Source organism: Mesorhizobium sp. B2-7-3, assembly GCF_006440715.1.
In the GTDB taxonomy this organism is placed as follows: domain Bacteria; phylum Pseudomonadota; class Alphaproteobacteria; order Rhizobiales; family Rhizobiaceae; genus Mesorhizobium; species Mesorhizobium australicum.
In genome coordinates, this window is record NZ_VFTY01000016.1 from 1 (window position 1) to 18,086 (window position 18,086).

24 protein-coding genes and 2 tRNA genes are annotated in these 18,086 nt (G+C 63.5%); 8 read left to right on the forward strand and 18 right to left on the reverse strand.

What is annotated here, in order from left to right; translation table 11 throughout:
- Positions 1–86 precede the first annotated feature (86 nt).
- Both FJW04_RS27335 and FJW04_RS27340 read right to left on the reverse strand, forming a co-directional pair.
- Positions 87–163 (reverse strand) — tRNA-Arg (locus tag FJW04_RS27335).
- Between the two features lie 44 nt (positions 164–207).
- On the reverse strand, positions 208–513 hold the full coding sequence (locus tag FJW04_RS27340) for an ETC complex I subunit (RefSeq protein WP_015318428.1): 306 nt from the start codon (positions 511–513) through the stop codon (positions 208–210).
- A 124-nt stretch (positions 514–637) separates the two neighbouring features.
- Between FJW04_RS27340 and FJW04_RS27345 the strand changes: the two genes are divergently transcribed.
- Positions 638–714, forward strand: a tRNA-Pro gene (locus tag FJW04_RS27345).
- A 24-nt stretch (positions 715–738) separates the two neighbouring features.
- Positions 739–1,119 carry a hypothetical protein gene (locus tag FJW04_RS27350; protein WP_246674039.1) on the forward strand — a complete coding sequence of 127 codons (381 nt, stop codon included), beginning with the start codon at positions 739–741 and terminating at the stop codon, positions 1,117–1,119.
- Positions 1,120–1,147: 28 nt separating this feature from the next.
- Here FJW04_RS27350 and FJW04_RS27355 read toward each other — a convergent pair whose 3' ends face one another.
- From FJW04_RS27355 to FJW04_RS27375, 5 genes are all read right to left on the reverse strand, one after another.
- Positions 1,148–1,537 (reverse strand): type II toxin-antitoxin system VapC family toxin, encoded by a 390-nt coding sequence (locus tag FJW04_RS27355; RefSeq protein WP_015318430.1) that lies wholly within the window; start codon positions 1,535–1,537, stop codon positions 1,148–1,150.
- The gene (locus tag FJW04_RS27360) at positions 1,534–1,791 is read right to left on the reverse strand and encodes a type II toxin-antitoxin system prevent-host-death family antitoxin (RefSeq protein ID WP_015318431.1); all 258 of its coding nucleotides are present in this window, start codon (positions 1,789–1,791) and stop codon (positions 1,534–1,536) included. The genes FJW04_RS27355 and FJW04_RS27360 overlap by 4 nt, the downstream gene beginning before the upstream one ends.
- 331 nt (positions 1,792–2,122) lie before the next feature.
- On the reverse strand, positions 2,123–2,827 hold the full coding sequence (hdaA, locus tag FJW04_RS27365; protein ID WP_140717964.1) for a DnaA regulatory inactivator HdaA: 705 nt from the start codon (positions 2,825–2,827) through the stop codon (positions 2,123–2,125).
- Between the two features lies 1 nt (position 2,828).
- The gene (locus tag FJW04_RS27370) at positions 2,829–4,004 is read right to left on the reverse strand and encodes an AI-2E family transporter (protein ID WP_140717966.1); all 1,176 of its coding nucleotides are present in this window, start codon (positions 4,002–4,004) and stop codon (positions 2,829–2,831) included.
- A 79-nt stretch (positions 4,005–4,083) separates the two neighbouring features.
- Complete coding sequence (locus FJW04_RS27375; protein ID WP_015318434.1) at positions 4,084–4,638, reverse strand: CDP-alcohol phosphatidyltransferase family protein; 555 nt, start codon at positions 4,636–4,638, stop codon at positions 4,084–4,086.
- A 208-nt stretch (positions 4,639–4,846) separates the two neighbouring features.
- Between FJW04_RS27375 and purM the strand changes: the two genes are divergently transcribed.
- The 3 genes from purM to FJW04_RS27390 are packed head-to-tail and all read left to right on the forward strand — an operon-like array spanning position 4,847 to position 7,190.
- Positions 4,847–5,956: a phosphoribosylformylglycinamidine cyclo-ligase gene (purM, locus tag FJW04_RS27380; RefSeq protein WP_140617178.1), complete on the forward strand. Its 1,110-nt coding sequence runs from the start codon at positions 4,847–4,849 to the stop codon at positions 5,954–5,956.
- Entirely contained in the window at positions 5,953–6,666 is a 714-nt protein-coding gene (gene purN / locus FJW04_RS27385; RefSeq protein ID WP_140717864.1) for a phosphoribosylglycinamide formyltransferase, read from the forward strand. Before purM ends, purN begins: the two co-directional genes overlap by 4 nt.
- A 14-nt stretch (positions 6,667–6,680) precedes the next feature.
- On the forward strand, positions 6,681–7,190 hold the full coding sequence (locus FJW04_RS27390) for a histidine phosphatase family protein (protein ID WP_015318437.1): 510 nt from the start codon (positions 6,681–6,683) through the stop codon (positions 7,188–7,190).
- A 50-nt stretch (positions 7,191–7,240) separates the two neighbouring features.
- On the opposite strand, the gene FJW04_RS27395 is transcribed toward FJW04_RS27390, so the two are convergent.
- The 4 genes from FJW04_RS27395 to FJW04_RS27410 all read right to left on the reverse strand — a co-directional run bounded on the left by FJW04_RS27395 (position 7,241) and on the right by FJW04_RS27410 (position 8,835).
- On the reverse strand, positions 7,241–7,480 hold the full coding sequence (locus tag FJW04_RS27395) for a DUF680 domain-containing protein (protein ID WP_015318438.1): 240 nt from the start codon (positions 7,478–7,480) through the stop codon (positions 7,241–7,243).
- A gap of 205 nt (positions 7,481–7,685) precedes the next feature.
- A complete protein-coding gene (locus FJW04_RS27400) occupies positions 7,686–7,919 on the reverse strand; it encodes a DUF680 domain-containing protein (RefSeq protein WP_015318439.1) in 234 nt (77 codons plus the stop codon).
- Positions 7,920–8,361: 442 nt separating this feature from the next.
- Positions 8,362–8,589, reverse strand: coding sequence for a DUF680 domain-containing protein (locus tag FJW04_RS27405; protein ID WP_015318440.1), 228 nt, complete (start codon positions 8,587–8,589; stop codon positions 8,362–8,364).
- A 45-nt stretch (positions 8,590–8,634) separates the two neighbouring features.
- Entirely contained in the window at positions 8,635–8,835 is a 201-nt protein-coding gene (locus tag FJW04_RS27410) for a DUF680 domain-containing protein (RefSeq protein ID WP_015318441.1), read from the reverse strand.
- A gap of 478 nt (positions 8,836–9,313) precedes the next feature.
- Between FJW04_RS27410 and FJW04_RS27415 the strand changes: the two genes are divergently transcribed.
- Positions 9,314–9,991 (forward strand): response regulator, encoded by a 678-nt coding sequence (locus FJW04_RS27415; RefSeq protein WP_140617181.1) that lies wholly within the window; start codon positions 9,314–9,316, stop codon positions 9,989–9,991.
- A gap of 12 nt (positions 9,992–10,003) precedes the next feature.
- Positions 10,004–11,356 (forward strand): sensor histidine kinase, encoded by a 1,353-nt coding sequence (locus FJW04_RS27420; RefSeq protein WP_140717867.1) that lies wholly within the window; start codon positions 10,004–10,006, stop codon positions 11,354–11,356.
- Between the two features lie 45 nt (positions 11,357–11,401).
- Here the strand turns inward: FJW04_RS27420 and FJW04_RS27425 are convergent, their stop codons facing one another.
- The 6 genes from FJW04_RS27425 to FJW04_RS30100 all read right to left on the reverse strand — a co-directional run bounded on the left by FJW04_RS27425 (position 11,402) and on the right by FJW04_RS30100 (position 17,624).
- Entirely contained in the window at positions 11,402–12,280 is an 879-nt protein-coding gene (locus tag FJW04_RS27425; protein WP_140717870.1) for an ABC transporter permease, read from the reverse strand.
- Positions 12,281–12,294: 14 nt separating this feature from the next.
- Positions 12,295–13,149: an ABC transporter ATP-binding protein gene (locus FJW04_RS27430; RefSeq protein WP_015318445.1), complete on the reverse strand. Its 855-nt coding sequence runs from the start codon at positions 13,147–13,149 to the stop codon at positions 12,295–12,297.
- Positions 13,150–13,309: 160 nt separating this feature from the next.
- Positions 13,310–14,323 carry an ABC transporter substrate-binding protein gene (locus FJW04_RS27435; protein WP_140617183.1) on the reverse strand — a complete coding sequence of 338 codons (1,014 nt, stop codon included), beginning with the start codon at positions 14,321–14,323 and terminating at the stop codon, positions 13,310–13,312.
- A 175-nt stretch (positions 14,324–14,498) separates the two neighbouring features.
- Complete coding sequence (gene dapB, locus FJW04_RS27440; RefSeq protein ID WP_140717872.1) at positions 14,499–15,278, reverse strand: 4-hydroxy-tetrahydrodipicolinate reductase; 780 nt, start codon at positions 15,276–15,278, stop codon at positions 14,499–14,501.
- Between the two features lie 10 nt (positions 15,279–15,288).
- Positions 15,289–17,382: an ATP-dependent helicase gene (locus FJW04_RS27445; protein ID WP_140717874.1), complete on the reverse strand. Its 2,094-nt coding sequence runs from the start codon at positions 17,380–17,382 to the stop codon at positions 15,289–15,291.
- Between the two features lie 68 nt (positions 17,383–17,450).
- The gene (locus FJW04_RS30100; RefSeq protein WP_015318449.1) at positions 17,451–17,624 is read right to left on the reverse strand and encodes a hypothetical protein; all 174 of its coding nucleotides are present in this window, start codon (positions 17,622–17,624) and stop codon (positions 17,451–17,453) included.
- 109 nt (positions 17,625–17,733) lie between these two features.
- Here FJW04_RS30100 and FJW04_RS30105 point away from each other — a divergent pair, with 109 nt between their 5' ends.
- On the forward strand, positions 17,734–17,874 hold the full coding sequence (locus tag FJW04_RS30105) for a hypothetical protein (protein ID WP_015318450.1): 141 nt from the start codon (positions 17,734–17,736) through the stop codon (positions 17,872–17,874).
- A gap of 33 nt (positions 17,875–17,907) precedes the next feature.
- On the opposite strand, the gene FJW04_RS27450 is transcribed toward FJW04_RS30105, so the two are convergent.
- On the reverse strand, positions 17,908–18,078 hold the full coding sequence (locus tag FJW04_RS27450; RefSeq protein WP_224525574.1) for a hypothetical protein: 171 nt from the start codon (positions 18,076–18,078) through the stop codon (positions 17,908–17,910).
- Positions 18,079–18,086: the final 8 nt, after the last annotated feature.

Here is an 18,086-nt window from a genome sequence, read left to right on the forward strand (position 1 = left end):
CTCCAAAACCCCTTCGGGCCAAAAGTGTTACCCATGTCTCCGGTATAAACCGTAACCTATGTGTCCGGAACGGACCCTGAAATTATTGGCGATCCCGACAGGATTCGAACCTGTGACCATCGGCTTAGAAGGCCGGTGCTCTATCCAGCTGAGCTACGGGACCGTCGGCCGGCCAACGGCCGGCTGGATGCTTGGGCCTGCCGCCTTTCAGTGCGTCCAGGGCGTCCTGCGGTCATAGCGGAAATTCTCCGCATAAGAAATCTGGCGGCGCTTGGTCTCTTTCGGTTCCTCGACACGGAAGGCAAGCCCTTCCTTTTCCGCGTAGGCCACCGCTTCTTCGCGGGTGTCGAAGGTGAGCCGGATCTGGCTTCTCATGTCACCCGACGTGGTGTAGCCCATCAAGGGATCGATCTTCTTGCGCATCTCGGGGTCGAATTCCAGCACCCAATGGCCGGTCTTGGCCTTGCCGGACTGCATCGCGGTTTTGGCTGGGCTGAAAATGCGCGCGGACATGGCCACCTCTTTGTTGGCAAGGCGGCATCGCCGCCTCTTCGCCCGTCATTACTGCGCATTGGCAGCGGCGGCAAGGTTTTTGCACTTGCCATGTACCACCGAAATGAATAGGCAACAGACCGTTCGGAGTGTAGCGCAGGCTGGTAGCGCATCTGGTTTGGGACCAGAGGGTCGGGAGTTCGAATCTCTCCACTCCGACCATTTCTCATTTAAAATGCGACACCGATGGCACCGAAGGGGTTTTGGCCCTTATCCGCGTGTCATTATTTCAGGCTCGCTTCCATCGCCATTGCTGGCTTAAGCTGCGGCAAACGGGGGGTGGCGGTGCTTGGGATAGATGCTTGGGTGTCGCTGTTCGGGCCGGCCTATTTCGCCTATGCGGGCGTGACGGTTCCGTTCATGGTGGAATGGGCGATCGCCTGTGCCGCCTTGGCGACGTGGAACAATCGCGAGAGCCGCAGGCACGGCAGGCTCGCACCTGGCATCGTCGCCTCCCGTTCGTGGGCAGCCAGCATCGGGATTTTTGTGCTGGTCGCGGCCTGCTATATTGCCGCGCACTCGGCCGTCTATCTGTTGGTCCGGCATTTCGTCAGAATGTGGCTGTGATTGGCCGCAAGCTCACCGGCCGGCAGTGTTACGTTGAGAGCACACCCTCTATATCGGTTTTCGAAAAATCGGCTCCGACATACAACAGCCGGCAAGCGTGCTCCTTCGCCACCTCGTAGGAGAAACAATCGCCGAAATTGAGCGCGGCCGGATGGCTGCCCTTGCCCCATCGCGCATAGGCTTCGGCGATACGCCGGGCCGAGGCCGGCGTTACCACCACCACCTCGAAACCAAGCCCGTCAATCAGGCTGGACAGCTCGGCGGCGACGCCACGATGGGCCGCGACGATCAGCGCCTCGGCAACGGTGCCGGCGGAGATCAGGAGGTCGTTCTCGGCTGCGAGCGCGGCCATGCAGGCGTCGGCCTGAAGTTCATTCAGGACGATCGCCATAAGCGCCGACGTATCGACCGCGATCATTCTGGCATGCCGTCATCGCCATAAAGGAAGTCCTGGCTGCGGGCAGCGGATGGTCCGGCCTTCATCTTGGCCGCCCCTGCCGCACGCGCCGCTTCCATGAGCGTCCGGCGACCTTCCTTGCCGGGCATTGCCTTGATGGGAACCAGCCGCACGGCCGCATGGCCGTGACGGGTCAGAATGACCTCGTCGCCCGCCTCAGCGCGGCGCACCAGCTCGGTCAGCTGTCCCTTGGCGTCGGTAACGGATACCTGCATCGAATACTCCGCATGGACCATTCTCCGGTCCAAATCTTTCAATCGAGAAATAGACCATCGAGTGGTCTATTTCAAGAGTTTCGACAATGCGGGGGTGGTCCGTGTCGTTGGGATGGATGTCCGCTGCGGCGGCACCCGCTCGACGCATTTTGAACGCAAGCTCGCCGGGCGAGAACCCCAAGCGCCTCATTCCCGGCGAGCCTACACCCTGATTTGGAACGCAATCAGGACCGGGGTCAGCCGGCAAGCTCACGCAGCAAGATGGATGCCAGTCTTGTTTCCCAAAATGGGACTCAGGTCGAGACGGAGGACCGCCGGAACCCTGAAGTCATCAAATCTCGAACTCGCCCTGCCCTTCGTCCATGGCATTGACGGTTTCGGCGGCCAATGCCCTGGTGATCGGCATCTTGCGCTCCAGGGCGGTACGATCCAGGCGCTCCACCACACGCATCGCGGTTGCCAGAGAACGCTCGATGCGCCGCACCAAATACTGCACGACATGCGGCTCGACCTCGACCTGGCGGTCGGCGAACAGCTTGGTGATGACACCGGCGAGCAGGAGATCATCGGGCTCATGGATCTCGACGGTCGCCGCAGCCTTGAGCCGCGATGCAAGATCGGGCAGCGACACACCCCAGGCCGAGGGAAAGCGGCGTGCGGTCAAAAGCAGCGTCGAGCCGGCGCCACGCACCGCATTGATGAGATGGAACAGGCCCAGTTCGTCGACCGCGCGTGCGTCGACATCATCGATCAGGGCCGGGCGGGCACCAAGATTTGCGATGCTGTCGCCAATGCGCCTGGCGTCGACAGTCACCGCGTTGGCGCGCGCGCCCCAGATCGAGGCCAGATGCGTCTTGCCGGAGCCGGCTGGGCCCGCCAGCACCACCACCGGTGCTGGCCAATCCGGCCAGCGGTCGACCAGTGCGGCCGCCTGGTTGTTGGTGCCGGAGACGACCAGCTCATCACGCGAGTAACCGGTGCCATGGCCGAGATCGAGCGGCAACTGGCGTGGCGGGTCGGTTCGCTGCGCGGTCACTTCAGCGACGCGGTTGCGAGCGGTGGCCGCCGCCGCGATCGGCTGGCAGTGGCGGTGCGGGTTCTGTCGCATGGCCTTTGTAGAGCGGCGATTCGAGATAACGGGCGATGGCAAATCGCACCAGCACCGCAACCGCCGCCGAAGCCGGCACGGCAATCAAAAGGCCGACGAAGCCGAACAGCGCGCCGAAGGCGAACAGCGCGAACATCAGCCATACAGGATGCAGGCCGACGCTTTTGCCGACCAGCCTGGGCTGCAGGATGTTGCCTTCGATGAACTGGCCGATGAAGAAGACCACCGCAACCGCGACGATCATCGTCCAGTCCGGCCAGAACTGAACGAAGGCGACGCCGACGGCCAGCACCAGCCCGGTCAATGAGCCGACATAGGGGATGAAGGAGATCAGCCCGGCGAACAGGCCGATGAGGATGGCGAAGTTCAGCCCGGTCAGCGTAAGGCCGGTGGCGTACATGGCGCCCAGCACCAGGCAGAGCGTACCCTGGCCGCGCACGAAGCCGGCAGTGGCGGTGTTGACGTCGCGCGCGATGGCGCGGACCGTGGCGACGTTGTCGCGCGGCACCCAGCTGTCGATGACCGCCACCATACGGTCCCAGTCGAGCAGCATGTAGAAGGCCACGACCGGCGTCACCACGAACAGGCTGACCACCGAGACCAGCGCCACGCCCGAACTCCAGATCGAAGTGAAAACCGTCGTGAGCAGGCCGAAACCGGAGGTCAGCAGTGAGTTCAACCCATCGCGCAAGCCATTGGCATTGACGCCGAATTTCTGTTCCAGCCACTTCGGATCAAAGGAGGTGATCAGGCTCTGCAGCCGGGTCAGGTACTCCGGCAGCTTGCCGGCGAAATCGGCCATCTGTGTCGCCAGCACCGGAATGAGGATGACCAAAGCCAGCACCAGCACGATCAGGAATGTGATGAGGATGACCACCGTCGCCATGAAGCGGCTGAGGCCGAGCCGCTGCAGACGGTCGGCGACCGGATCGAGGAAATAGGCAAGCACCATGCCGGCGACGAAGGGCAGCAGGATGTCGCTGAAGACATAAAGGAAGAGCGCCAGGATCGCGGCACCCGCCAGCCAGAAGAATATCTGGCGCCGGAACGTGGCCGACGCCTCGGCCTCTGCCGCCGTCTCGCCTTCCGGCACGACGACAACCATCTGGCCGTCGTCGGTCTTGCCCAGCGCCGCCGCCTTGCGGGCGGCCGGCTTGCGGGCAGGCTTGCCGTCGATGGGCTTGTCAGCCTGATTTACCGCCTTCGCCATAGCCGCTCATATGCCTCAGCCAAGCCACGAGATAGGCCGCGGCCGAAGCCACGGTCAAGACCCCGGACAGCAATATGAGGCCTGGCCGCAGAGGGTCGAGGTGCACGGCAAAGGCGAGTTCGCCCAGCACAACCGCCGCCAGCACGATCTGGACGGCGGTATTCGCCTTGGAGACCAGGAACGGTTTGATCTCGACCGGATGGGCCATCGCCGTGGACAACAGGACCGCGCAGACGATCAAGGCGTCACGCGACACCATGGTGACGACCAGCCACAGCGGCAACTGCCCGATGATGCCCATGACGACGAACACCGAAACCAGCAGCAGCTTGTCGGCGATCGGATCGAGATAGGCGCCGAACCTGGACTGCTGGTTGAAGCGGCGGGCGATGAAGCCGTCGACGCCGTCGGAAATGCCGGCAACGACGAAGCCGGCAAAGGCCCAGTCCCAACGCGCCTGCAGCATGGCCAACACCACGGCAGGCACCAGGACAACGCGCAGCATGGTGATCAGGTTGGGGATGGTCAACGCATTGTCCCGCCGTATTATGCGTTGAGATAGATGAGGGAGATGGAGGGCCGAGGCAAGGGAGAGCCGGCTGGCCAGCCGCAAGCACTGAGTGCGATGCCCCCGGCTATCCACGCTTTTGTCGGCCAAACGAAGCCCGGTTCGGCCGTTATCCTTGCGGACCGAAACCGTTCATGCGAAGAGCCCGCAAACGAGCAGGAACATTGCGATGAGCAAGCGCGAAACCGGCCAGCATAAAACGGGCCAGAACAAAACGGCCAAGCGCGGAAACGGGCTCACCTATGCGCAGGCGGGCGTCGATATCGATGCCGGCAACCTCATGGTCGAGAAGATCAAGCCGCTGGTGCGCGCGACGCGCAGGCCGGGCGCGGATGGCGAGATCGGCGGCTTCGGCGGCCTGTTCGATCTGAAAGCGGCCGGTTTCACCGATCCGGTGCTGGTAGCAGCCAATGACGGCGTCGGCACCAAGCTCAAGATCGCCATCGAGGCGGGAAAACACGACACGATCGGCATCGACCTTGTCGCCATGTGCGTCAACGACATCGTCGTGCAGGGCGCCGAACCGCTGTTCTTCCTCGACTATTTCGCCACCGGCAAACTCGATCCCGATCAGGGTGCCGCGATTGTCGGCGGCATCGCACAGGGCTGCCGTCAGGCCGGCTGCGCGCTGATCGGCGGCGAGACGGCGGAAATGCCGGGCATGTATCACGGCAAGGATTATGACCTTGCTGGCTTTGCCGTGGGTGCGGCCGAACGCGGCCAGCTCCTGCCCACCGACGACATCGTCGAGGGCGACGTGCTGCTCGGGCTGGCCTCTTCTGGCCTGCATTCGAATGGTTTCTCGCTGGTGCGCCGCATCGTCGCCGCCAGCGGTCTGGCGTGGAACGATCCAGCACCGTTCAACGACGAGGCGACGCTTGCCGAGGCACTGCTCGAACCCACCCGCATCTACGTCAAGTCGATCCTCAAGGCGATCCGCAACACGCATGGCATCAAGGCGCTGGCGCACATCACCGGCGGCGGTTTTCCGGAAAACATTCCGCGCGTGCTGCCCAAGGACTTTTCCGCCGAACTTGACCTCAATGCCATCGACGTGCCGCCGGTGTTTTCCTGGCTGGCCAAGACAGGCGGCGTGGCGCCGGAGGAGATGATGCGCACCTTCAATTGCGGCATCGGCATGATTTTGGCTGTCGCTTCCGGTCAGGCGGCGCAGGTCGCTGCCGTGCTGCAGGAAGCCGGCGAGACGGTGACGCCGATCGGCCGCATCGTGCCGCGCCGCGACGCCGGCGTCATCTATCGGGGCTCGATCGGCCTATGAGCACGCAGAGAAAACGCACCGTTGTCCTGATTTCGGGGCGCGGCTCCAACATGACCGCGCTGATCGCGGCGGCCAGCGATCCGGCCTTCCCGGCCGAGATTGCCGGCGTCATTTCCGACAAGGCGGACGCCGCCGGCCTCGGCATCGCCAGGGCACGCGGCATCGCCACCCAGGTCGTTTCCCGCGCCGACCATGGCAGCAAGCAGGCGCATGACGCGGCGATCGACGCGGCACTTGCGGCCTTCAACGCCGACATCGTGGCGCTGGCCGGCTATATGCGCCTCCTGACCCCCGGCTTTGTCCAGAAATGGCAGGGCCGCATGATCAACATCCACCCTGCCCTGCTGCCGGCCTTCAAGGGGCTCGACACCCATGCGCGCGCGTTGGCCGCCGGCATCCGCATCCATGGCTGCACGGTGCATTTCGTCACGTCCGAGATGGATGATGGCCCGATCATCGCGCAAGCGGCCGTGCCGGTGATGGTCGGCGACAATGCGGATACGCTGGCCGCGCGCGTGCTCAAGGCAGAGCACCGGCTCTACCCGCTGGCGCTTGGACTGGTCGCCGAAGGCAAGGCACGCATGGAGGCCGGGCATACGGTTCTTGCCCACTTCGCCGACGATGCCGACAACGGCACCTCGGTGGTGATGGCGCCCGATCCGCTGCGCGAGGAAGCCGACCTCGAGCACCTGGCGCGGATCACGCCCTGAGCGAGAGCGCAGTGATGAAACAGCTGCTCCTGCTGCGTCACGCCAAATCGAGTTGGGACGACCCTGACCTCGACGATTTCGACCGACCGCTGGCGGAACGTGGGTTGAAGGCGGCCCGGCTGATCGGCCGCGAGCTTGGAGCGCGCAACTGGCTGCCGGATCAGGCGCTGGTGTCGCCGGCGCTGCGCACCCGCGATACCTGGCGGCTGGTGGCGGCGGAACTGCCGGTGCATCCCCGGGTCGCGTTTGCCGAGGCGCTCTACGATGCCGCAGCGGCGGATATTCTGGGTCAGCTACGCAAAGCGGACCCTTCGACCAGCTGCCTGCTGGTTCTCGGCCACAATCCGGGCCTTGAGGAGCTGGCAAAACAGCTTGCCGGACCGGGATCGGAGGCGAAGGCGCGCAAGAGGCTCGAGGAAAAGTTTCCGACAGCAGCCCTCGCGCGCTTCGTCCTTGAAGACGATTGGTCCGGGGTGTCGGCCGCCAGGCTGACACATTGCCTGCGGCCGAAGGATCTGAGCTAGAAGTCTAATGTCCGCGGGTGCGGCAGATCAGACCCGCCGCAGCCGCGACATCAGTTACCCCAGATGCCCTGGCCAGGCTCGGGCCAGTCGGTGGCTGGCTTCATCTTGGTGTCGGCGGTCTTGTGTTTGATCATATCCGTGTCGTTGACGGCGCCCGTGGCGGCGTGATCCACGCCGGCGACCGGGGCGACCGGCTGGTTGGCATTGTCGGAGCCATAGTGGTCGCTGCCGGCGAATGCACCCCCGGCTGCGACAAGGATAGCGGCGGTAGCGAGAGCAAGTCTGTTCATTTCAATCTCCTGTTCATCCGTTGGGCGGCGTCTTGGGAGGACGGTTCCGCTGAGGAGAAGACCAGAAGCAGCCTGGTTTTATTCCTGGACGTGAGATGTTTCTGCCGACTGGTAAGATCGGCGGCCTTCGGTCTGAACCTCAAAACAAGAGCGGCGGGCCAGGCCCACCGCTCTTTGTCGTCAAGCCAGGCGAGGCCGGCGTGGATCAGTTGCCCCAGTTGCCCTGGCCGGGATCAGGCTGATTGGAATCGGGCGTCAGCTTGAAACCGCGGTGTTCGACCGGCTTGCGGATCGAAGCCGTATAGCTGTGGTCGATTTTACCCGCGGGCGCGGTGACCGCCGGCTGATTGACATTGTCAGAGCCATAATTGTCGCTGCCGGCGAAGGCGCCGCCCGTGGCAACGAGAATGGCGGCGGCGGTAAGTGCGATCCTGTTCATTTCTTTACTCCGATAGGTCTGGTCTGTCCGTCAAGTGGCGTGCCTTTGGGAGGAATTTCGCGTCGCTCGGACCAGCTGAAAGTGGGTTTTTCGTTCGTCGGCTTCCAATCACGAAGATGTTCCTTCACGGCCCGATTTCGGACATCGAGGCTGGGGCACGGATTCGGCAGAAGTGTTTTTTATCAACGCTATCAGTCTCTTGTTGCGCAACTCACGGAGTATCACGCTTTGTTTCGCCGAGGGGGCGTTCGCCGGGCGTTCACGGAGCGTCAACATTAATTGAACCGATTGGTTCGATCCGTGATCGGCGCGCTGGCCGGCACTTGTTCGACGGCTATCCGGCACGACTGAACCCGACTGGCTCGCCTGATTCCATTTGTCACAAAACAAGAGCGGCGGGCCAGGCCCACCGCTCTTTGTAGTCACGCGATGCTAGAAGGGATTAGCGGCCCCAGATGCCCTGGCCCGACTGGGCCGGAACGTTGGCATTGGCATCGGCCTGCGCCTTGTCCGCCTTCAGGATCGAACCGGTGTGGAAGGTGTCGACGTTGGAGGTCGACTGGCTGGCAACCGGCTGGTTGGCGTTGTCGGAACCGTAGTTGTCGCTGCCGGCAAAAGCGGTGCCAGTGGCAACGAGGATGGCAGCGGCGGTGAGTGCGATCTTGGTCATTTCAAGTACTCCTGAATTCAAAGTTGGATGGATTGGCAGTCGCGATTAGCGGCCGAAGAGGTTGCGGTCAGCGCCCTGCGGAGCCTGGACCGACGCGGCCGTCGACTTCGAGGTCGAAGCAGTGACCGAATGGTCGACAGTGGCGGCAGGCTGGTTGGCGTTGGCCGAGCCATAATTGTCGCTGCCGGCAAAAGCAGTGCCCGTGGCAACGAGGATGGCGGCGGCGGTAAGAGCGATCTTGGTCATTTTATTTACTCCAGAATTTCTTTGTTCTGTCCGTCTAGTGGCGTGCCCTTGGGAGGATTTCGCGTCGCTCGGACCACCTCCAGATGGGGAAGGCCTTTTGGAATTACCAGTCGCGTCGGTTTTGCAGTATTTCATCATATTATGGACAATGCATATTGCATTGCAGCATTTTCAGCCTGAATTCTCAAACATTTTCAGGAGATTAGCGTTTCTCCCGCAGACGCAAACACCAACCGACTCACGCCTATTGTTCACTGTTTACGATACAATCCGTCAACCAGAACCGAACCGTTCGGTTCGATTTATGTTTCAAACGAGGCATCTAGCCCGCGAAAAACCATCGCCGGCCGCAGCCAAGCCGCATTTGCCTTGCGTTGCGATCGATACTATCGATCATCCGGGTCCGATTGCCGAATGGATCGTCGATCGAGCCTTGGTGGCCGTTGAGACCGAAGTGGATGCTGGAACGGCAATAGACATGCGATTGCTGCTTGTGGAGGACAATCGCGAACTGGCGGACTGGCTAGGCAAGACCTTGCGCCAGGCGAATTATGTCGTCGACATCGTCCATGACGGCGAGGATGTCGAGCACGCGCTTGCCGCCGGCGACCACGCGCTTGTCATTCTCGACCTTGCGTTGCCCCGCATGGGCGGACTGGAAGTGCTGCGCATGCTGCGAGCCCGCGGCAACCGGGTGCCGGTGATCGTACTGACTGCCAATGCCAGCCTCGATGGCCGGGTCAAAGGCCTCAACGAAGGCGCCGACGACTATCTGGCGAAGCCCTTCCAGGTAGAGGAACTCGAAGCGCGCATCCGCGTGCAACTGCGCCGCGCCAATGACCGGACGGCACCGGTCGTTGCCTGCGGCGACCTCATCTTCGACACCAACACCAGGCTGTTTTCGCTCGGCGGTGAAACACTGGCCCTGACACCGCGCGAACATGCAGTGCTTGAACAATTGATGATCAAGGCGGGACGTACGGTAAGCAAGGCCGCCCTGTCGGCGGCGATCTACGATTTCGAGACCGACGCCGATCCAAGCGCCATCGAGATCTATGTGCACCGTGTGCGCAAGAAGCTCGAGGGGTCGCGGGTCCAGATCACCACTTTGCGTGGCCTCGGCTATCTCTTGCGCCATGAGGATCTGGCGCCATGATGATTTGGCGCTATGAAGACTAACAGCCTGCGTCTGCAATTGCTGGCCTGGGTCGTGCTCCCCCTGGCCGGGCTTGCGACCATCAATCTGTGGACCAGCCAGCGCAACGCTCTGGCGACCGCCGATCTGGTCACCGACCGCATGCTGGTCGGCTCGGCCCGCGCCATTGCCGAGCAGGTCGCCATGGCCGATGGCGTACTCGATGCCACCATCCCGCCGGCGGCGATCGAGATGTTCGATACCGGCGATCGCGACAGCGTCTACTATCGCGTCGAGACCGCCGGAGGACGGTTGCTGACCGGTTACCCCGATTTGCCGCAAGCGCCGCGGCATGCGAGCACCGAGGCGAGCTATCGCGACCATATGTTGCGGCTCTTGACGCTCAGCCACGCGGTGATCGGCGCCGGCGGCGATTCCCCCATAACGGTCACCGTGGGCATAACGCTCTCCGGGCATGATGCGATGGTGAAGCGGCTGTGGTTCAGCGCCTTCGTCCAGCAACTGGCGCTGGTGGCGATCGCCGGCGTGTTCGTGCTGCTTGGCCTGCGCCGCGGCCTGGCACCATTGATGAGCCTGCGCGACGCGGTGCGTTCGCCAAGCCGAAGCGACCTCGATCCGGTTGACGTGCCGGGCGCGCAGAGCGAAATCCGGCCTCTGATAGAGGCGCTCAACGCCTACATGGAACGGGTGCGCGCGCAGATGGGAGCGCAGCGCCGTTTCATCGCCAATGCCGCACATCAATTGCGCACGCCGCTGGCGCTGCTATCGACGCAGGCAAGCTATGCGCTACGCGAAACCGCCATCGATGCGCGCCAGGAAGCGCTGGTGGCGCTGCAGGCCAGCTCCGGCAAGCTGGCGCGGCTGGCCGAACAATTGCTCACCCTGTCGCGTGCCGAGCCTGGCAGCCGGCGGCCACGCGCCGATCGCATCGACCTGACAGAAGCCGCCCGCCATGTACTGGAAACGCAGGCGCCCGCGGCGATCGCCCGCAAGATCGATCTCGGGCTGGAGGAAACAGGGCCGGTTGCAGTCATTGGCGACGGCACCATGCTGCGCGAGATGATCGTCAATCTTGTCGACAACGCGCTGCGTTACTCGACGGCAGGCGCCAGCGTGACGGTGAAGCTGGCCGCCATCGATAGCGAAGCCGTGTTGACGGTAGCCGATGACGGACCCGGCATCCCGGCCGAAGAGCGGGATCACGTGTTCGAGCGCTTTTATCGCATCGCCGGTTCGACCGAGGAAGGCAGCGGCCTGGGCCTCGCCATCGTGCGCGAGGTTGTCGAGAATGCCGGCGGCCGCGTCACCCTCGGGGATGGCGCGGCCGGCGGTCTGGTGGTCGAGGTCAGGTTGCCCCTGGCCTGAACCGACCCGCACCAAGCGCGGGCTCGTACTGTCCTCGGAACAAAATCAGGTGCCCTGCTCGTTGAACGGCGCCGGCCGCCACTTGACGACATAGTTCTCGAAGCGGGTGATGATGAATTCCACCACCAGCGCCATAGCCGCCAGGATGATCATGGCGGCGAAGACGCCATTGGCGTTGAAGGCGCCCTGCGCGGTCGAGATCAGCAGGCCCATGCCTTGCTTGGCGCCGAGGAATTCGCCGACCACGGCGCCGACCAAGGCAAAGCCGAAGCTGACATGCAGGCTGGCCAGGATCCAGCTCATCGCCGACGGGATAATGACGGTGCGGGTGATCTGGAACGGCGAGGCACCGAGGATCTGGGCGTTGGCGATCATCGCCCTGTCGGCCTCGCGAACCCCCTGGAAGGCGTTGGCGAAAACGACGAAGAACACCATCACCACGGCGAGCGCCACTTTCGAGGCCATGCCGAGGCCGAGCGCGATGATGAAGACAGAGCCGAGCACGACGCGCGGCACGGAATTGGCGATCTTGATGTAGATCGAAAAGACATCGGCCAGCAGCCGGTTGCGGCCGAGAATGATGCCGGCGGCGATGCCGCCCAGTGCGCCGATGGCGAAGCCGAGGAAGGTTTCCTCCAGCGTCACATAGATCTGCAGCCAGAGCGGTCCCTGCGAGGTGCCCTCGGTGATCCAGGACCAGATCTGTTCCCAGATGCCCGAGGGGCTGGCGAAGAAGAACGGGTCGATGATGTTATAGTCGGCGCCGAGTTCCCACAGGCCAAGGAACGCAACGAGGATAGCAAGGCGCAGGCCGATGACCAAAGCATGGCGGCGGCGCAGCCGGGCCCTCGCCCGGGCCTCGGCAACGGCAATGGAGGCATCGCGGACGGCGGCATGGGAAGCGGTGGGAGAGATAGCGGTCATGTTGGTGTCTCCTCTCAATGCCCGCTCTGCAAGGTGCGGCTCTGGCCGAGCTGCACTTCTTCGCGCAGGTCGTTCCAGATCACCTTGGCGATCTCGACGAATTTCGGGTCGTAACGGATGTCGGCCATGACACGCGGACGCGGCAGGTCGATGCGGTAGACACTCTTGACCGTTCCCGGCCCGGCGGTGAGCACATAGACCTTGTCGGCCAGCGCCACCGCCTCCTCCAGATCGTGGGTGACGAAGACGACGGAGGATTTCTGTTCCGACCACAGGCCGAGCAATTCGTCCTGCATGGCCGTGCGCGTCTGCATGTCGAGCGCACTGAACGGCTCGTCCATAAGCAGAATCTTCGGCTGGTTGATGAAGGTCTGGGCAAGGGCGACGCGCTTGCGCATGCCGCCCGAAAGCTGGTGCGGATAATGCTTTTCGAAGCGGCCGAGGCCGACGCGGGCGATCCAGTCGCGGGCCCGATCATAGGCCTGCGCCTTGGGGATCCCGCGATAAAGCGGACCGGCGGCGACATTGTCGATGACGCTTCGCCAGGGAAAAAGCGCATCGGCTTGGAAGACGAAACCGATGTCGCGGCTGATATCGGTGACCGGTTTGCCCATGACGCGGACATGACCTGTGGTCGGCCGCAGCAGGCCGGTGACGAGGTTGAGTGTCGTCGACTTGCCGCAGCCGGTCGGCCCGACGACGCAGGCGAATTCGCCACGCGCCACCGTCATGGTGAAGTCGCGGATCGCCGTCATCATATGGCCGTCGGGCGTGACGAAGCGTAGCGTCACATCATCGATGGCGATCGCGGCATCGGCCGGCGGCGCGGCCTGAGACAACTTCTCAGCCGCCATCGTTTGCACTTGCATGGCATACTCCTGTGGCGATGATGCGAGAATGCCTGCGGCCAAAACTTGTGGTCGCCATCTCTCGACATCGGTAGGCGCGCCGCTGCCAAATCGATTCAGGCCAGCGGCGCAACTTGTTGTTCCTCAAGAGCGAACCGGGTAACCCGCCTCGCCTGCCTGCCTACTTGGCGGCGTCGACGAATTCCGTCGTGAAGGTTTTCGACAGGTCGATCTGCTTGCCCTGCAGGCTCTTGGAGAAGGTCGACAGAACTTTCAGCACCGTCTCGGGGCCATCGGCCGGCATGCGTCCGTCGGGCGTGAACATCGCCTTGCCGCCGGCGAGCCCCTGGATATAGAGATCCTTGTTGCCGGCGTAATAGTCCTTCGGCATCTTGTCGGCGATCTCCTCGGCCGAATGGCCGGCGATGAACTTCATCGTCTTGACGAAGGCATTGGCGAGCTTCTGTGCTTCGTCCTTGTGGCCTTCGACCCAGGAAGACTGGACGTAGAAGGATGCCGCAGGATAGTCGCCGCCCAGCGCTTCCTTGGTCTTTTCGGGCGTGCGCATGTCGACCAGGACACTGGCCTCGCCGGTCTTGAGCAATTTCGCGATGGTCGGCTCCGTGGTCATGCCGGCCTGAATTTGGTCCTGCTTGACGGCGGCGATGAAGGTGTTGCCGGCGCCGACCGGCAGCAGCGTGTAATCACCCGGCTTCAGGCCGCTGCGGACGGCAAGATATTGGGTCAGGAAATCGGTCGACGACCCAAGCCCGGTGACGCCCAGCGTGGCGCCCTTGAAGTCGGCCGGCGACTTGATCTCCGGGTGCTTGGCGGAGACCAGTTCGACCTCGCCAGGGGCCTGGCTGAACTGGACGATCGACTCGATGTATTTGCCCTTTGACTGTAGGTCGACAGTGTGGTCATAAAAGCCGACAACGCCCTGCACGGCGCCGGCCAGCAATTCATTCTCGGCCTCGACGCCGGCTCGCGAGTTGATCAGTTCGACGTCGAGCCCCTCATCCTTGAAGTAGCCGAGCTGCTGGGTGAGCACGGCCGGCAGGTAAATCTGCTTTTCCATGCCGCCGACAATGATGGTGATCTTGTCCGCGGCGGACGCCGCGGTCGCGCCCGTGCCGACAATGGCGAGCGTCAGCGCCGCCGAACGCAAGATGCACTTCGAGATCAAACCGGTCATGTAACTTCCTCCACCTGGGCGGCGCGCCATCCAGGCTGCGCCGCATTCCTCCTGCCGGCCACTCCCGCACCGGTCACGCGGCGAACGCCGCAATGAATCAATTGCATGCCCAAGCTTTCAGCTGGCTTTCAGCCACTTTAGCAACCGGGGAATGAAAACAGCCAGGATTTGCTGGTTACGATGCGCCAAAACCCAATACGTCGCGCATGTCGTATTCGCCGGGAGCGCGGCCCGCCACCCACAATGCCGCGGCGATGGCGCCGCGTGCAAACATGATGCGGTCGCCAGCCGAATGCGCCAAGGTGACGGTCTCGCCTTCCGTGCAGAAGCTGACGCTGTGCTCACCAATGATGGCGCCACCCCGCGCCACCGCGAAGCCTATCTCGCCCGCCGGCCGCGCGCCGGTGACGCCATCGCGGACGCGCCTCGCAACCGTGGCCAGCCCGATTTCGCGTCCGCCGGCAACAGCCTGCCCCAGCATCAGCGCCGTGCCCGAAGGCGCGTCGATCTTGTGGCGATGATGAGCCTCGAAAATCTCCGCATCCCAGTCATCGGGGTCGAGCGCCCGCGCTGCCTGTTCGACCAATCCGACCAGCATGTTGAGCCCGAGCGAGAAGCTGCCGGAGCGCACGATGGCAATGGTTTTCGCGGCATCGGCGATGGTGGCCATCTCGGCGGCCTCGAAGCCCGTCGAGCCAATCACCAGGGCTGGCCCGCCCCTTCCGGCACACAATCTGGCCAGTTCCGCAGAGGCGGCCGGCGTGGTGAAGTCGACGACCACGTCGGCCATGGCAATTGCCTCGTCGCGGCTCACCAGCCCATTGCCGACACTGCCCGGACGGTGAAAGCAGCCGGCGAGCGCAAGACGCGCATCGGCCCGTACCGCATCCACCATCCGGCGACCCATGCGGCCGAGAGCGCCTGATATGGCGATCCTGATCGGCGGCTGCGGCATCGGCTTCCTGCTATTTCCACATGCCGCGCATGCGCGCGCCGATGTCGACGCGCACCTCCGGCCGGGGCGCCCTGCCCTGCGCCGCTTGCGCGGCCGGCCACGAAAGCTGCTGGAACGCGGCGAGGATGGAGGCCGGAATGAAACGGGTGCGCGAGGCGTAGACATGGCGGTCGCCGCGTGCCGCCTGGCCATGCGGAAAGAAGCGCTGGGGCATGACGAGGTTGAGATTGTCCTTGGCCCGTGTCATCGCCACGTAGAGCAACCGTCGCTCCTCCTCGATATCTTCCTTGGTGCCGACACCGAGATCGGCCGGAATGCAGCCATCGACCGTGTTCAGCACGAAGACGTTCTTCCACTCCTGGCCCTTGGCCGAATGGATGGTCGACAGGATCAAATAATCCTCGTCGCGGTGCGGCGGGCCGGCCTGGTCGCTGGTTGCGTCCGGCGGATCGAGCGTCAGCTCGGTCAGGAAGCGTTCGCGCGAAGCATAGCCCGAGCCGATTTGCTCGAGTTGCAGCAGGTCGGCGCGGCGCGTGATCGCATCCTCGTGGATGCGCTCCAGATGCGGTTCGTACCACAGCCTGACCTGTTCGAGATCGGCCGGCCATTTGGCGCCGGCGCGCAAACCGGAATAGAGCGAGACGAAGCCGGGCCAGTCGTCGGCGGCGCGCTGTGGCGGACGCCAGCCGGCCAGGCCCATCGCCTCGTCCAGTGCCGACGTCATGGTCTCGACGATCTGCGCGGCGGCGGAAGGGCCGATGCCGGGAAGAAGCTGCAGCACGCGAAAGCCGGCGACACGATCGCGCGGATTTTCGGCAAAGCGCAGCACCGCCAGCACGTCCTTGACATGCGCGGCATCGAGGAATTTCAGGCCACCGAACTTGACGAAAGGGATGTTGCGCCGCGTCAGCTCGATCTCCAGCGGCCCGCTGTGGTGCGAGGCGCGAAACAGCACCGCCTGCGACTTCAGCGCGGTACCGGCCTCGCGCTCGGCAAGGATGGTGTCGCAGACGAAGTTCGCTTGTTCGACCTCGTCGCGCACGGTCACAAGTCTCGGTTTGTCGGCGGATTTGCGTTCCGACCACAGGTTCTTGGTGAAGCGCTCCGAGGCTTCGCCGATGACAGCGTTGGCGGCCGCCAGAATGGTCTCGGTCGAGCGATAATTGCGCTCCAGCATCACCACATCGGCGGTCTGCGCAAACTGTCCGGGGAAGTCGAGGATGTTGCGCACCTCGGCGGCCCGGAACGAATAGATCGACTGCGCGTCGTCACCGACGACCGTCAGCCCGGCGCCGTCGGGCTTGAGTGCCATCAGGATCGAGGCCTGCAGCCGGTTGGTGTCCTGATATTCGTCGACCAGCACATGGTCGAACCGTCCGCCCAGATGCGTGGCGATTTCAGGCTCGGCTGTCATCTGCGCCCAGTAGAGCAGCAAATCGTCGTAATCGAGCACATTCTGCGCCTGCTTGGCCTCGACGTAACCGGCAAACAATTGCTTGAGCTGCTCGGCCCAGCCGGCGCACCAGGGGAAGGCGGACCCCAGGACCTCACCCAGCGGCGCCTGCGCGTTGACGGCGCGCGAATAGATGGCAAGGCAGGTGCCTTTGGTCGGAAAGCGCGCTTCCGTCCTGGAGAAACCGAGTTCGTGGCGCACGAGATTCATCAGATCGGCGGAATCCTCCCGATCATGGATGGTGAAGGCCGGATCGAGGCCGATCTCCAGCGCATAGTCCCGCAGCAGCCGCGCGCCGATGCCATGAAAAGTGCCGGCCCAGGTCAGTGCGTCCGTGATTACCGCGGCGTCGCGGCCGAGCACTTCGCCGGCGATGCGCTCGACACGTCTCGCCATTTCGGATGCGGCGCGCCGCGAAAACGTCATCAGCAGGATGCGGCGCGGGTCGGCTCCCTTGACGATCAAGTGGGCGACGCGGTGCGCCAGCGTGTTGGTCTTGCCGGAGCCGGCGCCGGCGATAACCAGCAGCGGGCCTGCAATCTTGCCGTCGCCATGTTCGACGGCCTGGCGTTGGGCGTCGTTCAGCCGGGCGAGATAAGCCGGCTGGCCGGTCTGTTCCAAAAACGTCGAATCATGGGAGGCGAGGTTCATCGCCCATCAAGCATCGTTTCCGCTTTGTTCGCAACAGAGAAGCAGCTCCGCCAATACAGCGGGAGCAATCAGCGTTTCGGGTCAACGCCCATCGACGCCGACTGCCGGCGTAGCGCCTCGCGGTCGTTTGCGGGCGCTGGCAGCAAGAGCGGATCGACACTGTCGGGAACCTCGTCGATCATCTTGCGGGCGAGACGGTAAGTGACAAAGGCCAGCGTGCCAACCAGAAGCAAACGGATCATGCGGCGGTCCTCCTTCGCTGGGTCAACCTGAGGCAGGGGATTTTGTTCCCTCGGCGCAATCGTGCAACCAAACCGACACCGCCTCGTTCTGCGGGTGGAGGAAGTAGCCATGAAAAAGCTGGGACTGATCCTCGCGCTGGTGACTTTGGCTTTCTCGGCCTGCGACAACAAATTGCCGCCGACAAAGGCGACTGGGGCCGATCAAGATCTCGCCATTCCTGTCGTGAACAATGGCATTGCCAGCCAGTGAATGGAGCATTGCGCAAAAACGATTGCGGGATCTTCACCGCATTGCCGCGATGCATTCCTCGAGACGCTCGAGGCGGAACTTGGCATTGCGCAGCTCGTGGCCTGCGTCCTGGCGCAGCTGTCGTGTCTGCGCCGAGGCGGCGGTCAAGTCTCGTTCGAGTTGAGCGATGCGGGCGCGCACCCGCCGCGCTTCGTCCTGACGCACCGCCTTTA